The following is a 5598-nucleotide window of genomic DNA, read 5'->3' on the forward strand; positions in this document are numbered from 1 at the left end:
GGGGGGGGGGGGCCGCGCGGAGAGGGTGGGGTAACCACCCCCACCCTTGCTGCCCCCCCCCCCCGCTCTGGGGGGCAACCCCCCTCCCACAGGGGATTTGTGTCCAGCCTCGAGCTTGCGCCAATTCCTATAACAAGAAACCGGAGAACAACTCATGTCGTTAAGCGTGTTCGACCTGTTCAAGATTGGCATCGGCCCTTCCAGCTCCCACACCGTCGGCCCGATGCGTGCCGCTGCGCGCTTCGCCGAAGGCCTGCGCCGCGATGACCTGCTGTCGGCCACCAGCACCGTCAAAGTCGAGCTGTACGGCTCGCTCGGTGCTACCGGCAAGGGGCACGGCAGCGACAAAGCCGTGCTGCTTGGCCTTGAAGGTGAACACCCGGACACCGTCGATACCGAAACCGTCGCCGCACGCCTGCAGGATATTCGCGGCAATGGCCGGCTGAATCTGCTCGGCGAACACAGCATTGCGTTCAATGAGAAAGAACACCTGGCGATGATCCGCAAACCGTTGGCCTATCACCCCAACGGCATGATCTTTCGTGCCTTCGATGCTGCCGGTATTCAGATCCGCAGCCGCGAGTACTACTCGGTCGGTGGTGGTTTCGTCGTTGATGAAGATGCGGCCGGTGCCGACCGCATCGTCGAAGACGCGACACCGCTGACCTTCCCGTTCAAAAGTGCCAAGGACTTGCTCGGCCATTGCGCCACCTACGGCCTGTCGATCAGCCAGGTGATGCTGACCAATGAAAGCGCCTGGCGCCCGGAGGCGGAAACCCGCGCCGGTCTGCTGAAAATCTGGCAAGTGATGCAGGACTGCGTCGCCGCTGGCTGTCGCAACGAAGGCATTCTGCCGGGCGGGCTGAAGGTCAAACGCCGGGCGGCGGCATTGCATCGGCAATTGTGCAAGAACCCGGAATCGGCGCTGCGCGATCCGCTGTCGGTGCTCGACTGGGTCAACCTGTACGCCCTGGCGGTCAACGAAGAAAACGCCAACGGCGGCCGCGTGGTCACCGCGCCGACCAACGGCGCGGCGGGCATCATCCCGGCGGTGCTGCATTACTACATGCGCTTTATCCCGGGTGCGAACGATGACGGCGTGGTGCGCTTTCTGCTGACCGCCGCCGCGATCGGCATTCTGTACAAGGAAAACGCTTCGATCTCCGGTGCCGAAGTCGGCTGTCAGGGTGAGGTCGGCGTGGCTTGCTCGATGGCCGCCGGCGCGTTGTGTGAAGTGCTCGGCGGCAGCGTGCAGCAAGTCGAGAACGCGGCGGAAATCGGCATGGAACACAACCTCGGCCTGACCTGCGACCCGATTGGCGGGCTGGTGCAGGTGCCGTGCATCGAGCGCAACGCCATGGGCTCGGTGAAAGCGATCAACGCGGTGCGCATGGCCATGCGCGGCGACGGGCAACACTTCGTCTCCCTCGACAAGGTCATCCGCACCATGCGCCAGACCGGCGCCGACATGAAAAGCAAATACAAAGAGACCGCCCGCGGCGGTCTGGCAGTCAACATCATCGAATGCTGATTTATGTCCTCTCCTTTTGGTAGAGGACCGCATTTAGCCCCCTCTCCCTCCGGGTGAGGGCTGGGGTGAGGGGCCTTTGATCTTGATCTAAATCTAGCCCCATGCCCCCAAACTCAAACTTTCAAGGAGCCACGCATGTCCACCGAACAACTGTCGAAAACCCCGCTACACGCTCTGCATATCGAACTCGGCGCCCGCATGGTGCCGTTCGCCGGCTACGACATGCCGGTGCAATACCCGCTGGGCGTGATGAAAGAACACCAGCACACCCGTGAGCAGGCCGGGCTGTTCGATGTCTCGCACATGGGCCAGATCCGCCTGACCGGCGCCAATGCCGCCAAGGCTCTGGAAACCCTGGTGCCGGTGGATATCATCGACCTGCCGGTGGGCATGCAGCGCTACGCAATGTTCACCAACGACAACGGCGGCATCCTCGACGACCTGATGGTCGCCAATCTCGGTAACGACGAGCTGTTCCTGGTGGTCAACGCGGCGTGCAAGGATCAGGATCTGGCGCATCTGCAAAAACACATTGGCGATCAGTGCACCATTACGGAGCTGTTCGAAGCGCGCGCGCTGCTGGCGTTGCAAGGCCCGGCTGCGGTCACCGTGCTGGCGCGTCTTGCGCCAGAGGTGGCGAAGATGACGTTCATGCAGTTCAATCGCGTGCAACTGCTGGGCGCGGATTGCTTCGTCAGCCGTTCGGGCTACACCGGTGAAGACGGTTTCGAAATCTCGGTGCCCGCCGCCGATGCAGAAAAACTCGCCCGCGCCCTGCTGGCCGAACCGGAAGTTCAGGCCATCGGCCTCGGCGCCCGCGATTCGCTGCGCCTGGAAGCCGGCCTGTGCCTGTATGGCCACGACATGAACACCGAGACCACGCCAATTGAAGCCAGCCTGTTGTGGGCGATCTCCAAGCCACGCCGTGCCGACGGCGCGCGGGCCGGTGGTTTCCCTGGGGCAGAGACAGTTTTCGCTCAGCAGCAGAACGGCGTCGCGCGCAAACGCGTCGGCCTGCTGCCGCAGGAACGTACGCCAGTGCGGGAAGGCGCAGAAATCGTCAACGAAGCCGGCGAAATCATCGGCAGTGTGTGCAGCGGCGGCTTCGGTCCGACCCTGGGTGGCCCGTTGGCGATGGGTTACCTCGACAGCGCTTATGTCACCCTGGATACGCCAGTCTGGGCCATCGTTCGTGGGAAAAAGGTGCAAATGCTTGTAAGCAAAATGCCATTTGTTCCACAACGCTACTATCGCGGTTGATTGACTGTTTCTATAAGTAACGCGATTGCGTTATGCATGCACTAATGTGTAACGCAATCGCCACAAAAAAGTGCATTTTCTAACATTTGATTCGATTATGAACTTTACTTATAACGTTCGAAAACTTTTGAACAAGCTAATCGTCTAAGCCGCACTAGCAGACTGACTAACTGCCAGCAGGGACAGTAAAACCGGGGCCTTCGCGGGGCTTGTTTTTTCTCCCGTAGTTGGCGTAGAGTTTGTCCACTGTGTTTGCATGGGTCAGCTTGGAATCGTGACCTGGGCAGTAGCCTACAAGTTAGCTACATCCCGCTCGACGTCTTCTTACTCTCCTGCAACCAGCCCCAGTACTCTTTCATGAGAAAGAGGCTGTCATCAATTTATGCGTCAAAGGAAATAAGAAATGTCCCAACGTCAGAGCGGTACCGTCAAGTGGTTTAACGACGAGAAAGGTTTTGGTTTTATCACTCCAGAAAGCGGTCCGGATCTGTTCGTGCATTTCCGCGCTATTCAGGGCAACGGCTTCAAGAGCCTGAAAGAAGGCCAGAAAGTGACCTTCGTTGCTGTGCAAGGCCAGAAAGGCATGCAGGCTGATGAAGTACAAGCAGAAGGTTAATCTTCTGTAACGAAAAAGCCCCTGATATTGATATCAGGGGCTTTTTTGTGCGCGCGAATCCGTAAAATGGCATTTCATTTTGCGTCCAGAGGCTGCCATGTCGAAAAACCTGCTCACTCCCCAGGGCGACTTTCCTGCTGTTGGCCTCGGCCGGCGTCTGGCGGCGATGTTCTATGACTTCCTGTTGTGCACCGCCCTGCTGATCGTCACCGGGTTCGTCTACAAGTTGATCCAGGCAGCGATCATCGGTGAAGAACGCCTGCGCGTGCTGACCGACGCCGGAAAAATGGATGGCGATCCGCTGTATTCCACGGTGTTGCTGTTGGTGCTGTTTGCGTTCTTCGCCAAGTTCTGGACCCACGGCGGGCAGACACTGGGCATGCAGGTATGGGGCATCCGCGTACAGAACGCCGATGGCAGCGCGATCAGCCTGTGGCAGGCGCTACTGCGCTTCATGGTATCGATCGCTTCGTGGCTGTGCACAGGGCTTGGATTCTTCTGGTCGCTATACGACAAGCAGAAGCGCACCTGGCACGACATCTACTCCGATACCCGCGTGGTGCGGATTCCGAAGAAGAGCAAATAACTTCCTGACACCGAATACCACTGTGGGAGCGGGGTTTGCAGGGAGGGGGGGGGGTCTGGCACCTTTTTGATCCTGTCATTCACACCCCTTGCGCGCGAAGCGCCTCCCCCACATAAGGGGTGTATCAGTCACCTTTTGCATCGACTGATACACCGCCTTCGCGAGCAAGCCCGCTCCCACAGTTTTTTTGTCTGGCAGAAAGAGCTTACGCGTTACCCGCCAGCTTCATCCGCGCCGCCTGGGTGAAATCCAGCATGCGCTTCAACGGGCGGATCGCCTGCGGAATCAGCGCCGGATCGACAAAGATCTCGTTCGTCCCTTCCTTCAGGCTCTTGAGCGTGCGCTCAAGGGTATTCATGGCCATCCACGGGCAATGTGCGCAACTGCGGCACGCCGCGCCGTTACCGGCGGTTGGCGCCTCGATGAAGACCTTGTCCGGGCACAGCTGCTGCATCTTGTAGAAGATGCCGCGGTCAGTGGCGACGATCAGAGTCTTGTTCGGCAGGCTTTGCGCGGCAGCGATCAACTGACTGGTGGAACCTACTGCATCCGCCAGTTCGATCACCGAGGTCGGCGACTCCGGATGCACCAGAATCGCGGCGTCCGGGTACAGCGCCTTCATGTCTTCGAGCTGCTTGGACTTGAACTCTTCGTGGACGATGCAGGCACCGTCCCACAGCAGCATGTCAGCGCCGGTCTTGCGCTGGATGTAAGTGCCCAGGTGCTTGTCCGGGCCCCAGATGATGGTCTCGCCGTTGTCCATCAGGCTTTCGACGATCTCCAGTGCGCAGCTCGACGTTACCACCCAGTCAGCCCGGGCTTTGACCGCGGCCGAGGTGTTGGCGTACACCACCACCGTGCGCTCCGGGTGCTGATCGCAGAACGCCGAGAACTCGTCCACCGGGCAACCGAGGTCCAGCGAGCAGGTCGCGTCCAGGGTCGGCATCAGCACGCGTTTTTCCGGGTTGAGGATCTTCGCGGTCTCGCCCATGAACTTTACGCCGGCGACCACCACGGTCTTGGCCGGGTGAGCGTTGCCGAAGCGCGCCATTTCGAGGGAGTCAGACACACAGCCGCCGGTTTCTTCGGCCAGGGCCTGAATCACCGGATCGCAATAGAAGTGGGCCACCAGCACCGCGTCCTGAGCCTTGAGCTCGGCGGCGATGGCGGAACGGTAGTAGGCCTCTTCCTCGGCAGTCAGCGGTTTGGGCTGTTTGGCATCGAGGTGGGCTTGAACCAGAAGGCGTTCGGAAATCTGCGTCATGTTCGCAAGACCTGCAGGCGCTTTCGCGCGAAAGTCGAGTATACACCCGGCTCCGGACCACTTGAGGGTACCGCCGGGAGAGTGAGTATTATCAGGCACGGACAGCGTTGAAGCTGCGCAAGGCTACAGAATATCCCGTTGATACAAAAGATGATTCTGACCTGTGTCAGCGCAGGCAACGATCAAGGGAGAGGTGCCTGAATCGCAGGCAAAAAAAAACCCGGAAATCCTCACTTTCGTGGGCCTTCCGGATTTTCTAAACCGCCAAATATGGTGGGTCGTGTGGGATTCGAACCTACGACCAATTGGTTAAAAGCCAACTGCTCTACCAACTGAGCTAA

The 5598-nt window shown here is 59.4% G+C and carries 5 protein-coding genes; 4 read left to right on the top strand and 1 reads right to left on the bottom strand.

Annotated elements, in window-relative coordinates:
* Positions 1–154: 154 nt before the first annotated feature.
* The 4 genes from LVD08_RS26090 (at position 155) to LVD08_RS26105 (ending at position 3993) form a co-directional block, all read left to right on the top strand.
* Positions 155–1531, top strand: coding sequence for an L-serine ammonia-lyase (locus LVD08_RS26090; RefSeq protein WP_027612541.1), 1377 nt, complete (start codon positions 155–157; stop codon positions 1529–1531).
* A gap of 135 nt (positions 1532–1666) precedes the next feature.
* Positions 1667–2791: a glycine cleavage system aminomethyltransferase GcvT gene (gene gcvT, locus LVD08_RS26095; protein ID WP_247269624.1), complete on the top strand. Its 1125-nt coding sequence runs from the start codon at positions 1667–1669 to the stop codon at positions 2789–2791.
* 403 nt (positions 2792–3194) lie between these two features.
* Positions 3195–3407, top strand: coding sequence for a cold-shock protein (locus LVD08_RS26100; RefSeq protein ID WP_007934683.1), 213 nt, complete (start codon positions 3195–3197; stop codon positions 3405–3407).
* Between the two features lie 97 nt (positions 3408–3504).
* Positions 3505–3993, top strand: coding sequence for an RDD family protein (locus tag LVD08_RS26105; protein ID WP_247269625.1), 489 nt, complete (start codon positions 3505–3507; stop codon positions 3991–3993).
* Positions 3994–4198: 205 nt separating this feature from the next.
* Here LVD08_RS26105 and nadA read toward each other — a convergent pair whose 3' ends face one another.
* The gene (gene nadA, locus LVD08_RS26110; RefSeq protein ID WP_003227499.1) at positions 4199–5257 is read right to left on the bottom strand and encodes a quinolinate synthase NadA; all 1059 of its coding nucleotides are present in this window, start codon (positions 5255–5257) and stop codon (positions 4199–4201) included.
* Between the last annotated feature and the right edge of the window lie 341 nt (positions 5258–5598).

This window comes from Pseudomonas sp. YL2 (assembly GCF_023063025.1).
Taxonomy (GTDB): Bacteria; Pseudomonadota; Gammaproteobacteria; order Pseudomonadales; family Pseudomonadaceae; genus Aquipseudomonas; species Aquipseudomonas putida_A.

Excerpts from the sequence above, each read along its gene's own strand:
- LVD08_RS26090 (WP_027612541.1), top strand. The coding sequence starts at position 155 with ATGTCGTTAAGCGTGTTCGACCTGTTCAAGATTGGCATCGGCCCTTCC.
- gcvT (WP_247269624.1), top strand. The coding sequence starts at position 1,667 with ATGTCCACCGAACAACTGTCGAAAACCCCGCTACACGCTCTGCATATC.
- LVD08_RS26100 (WP_007934683.1), top strand. The coding sequence starts at position 3,195 with ATGTCCCAACGTCAGAGCGGTACCGTCAAGTGGTTTAACGACGAGAAA.
- LVD08_RS26105 (WP_247269625.1), top strand. The coding sequence starts at position 3,505 with ATGTCGAAAAACCTGCTCACTCCCCAGGGCGACTTTCCTGCTGTTGGC.
- nadA (WP_003227499.1), bottom strand. The coding sequence starts at position 5,257 with ATGACGCAGATTTCCGAACGCCTTCTGGTTCAAGCCCACCTCGATGCC.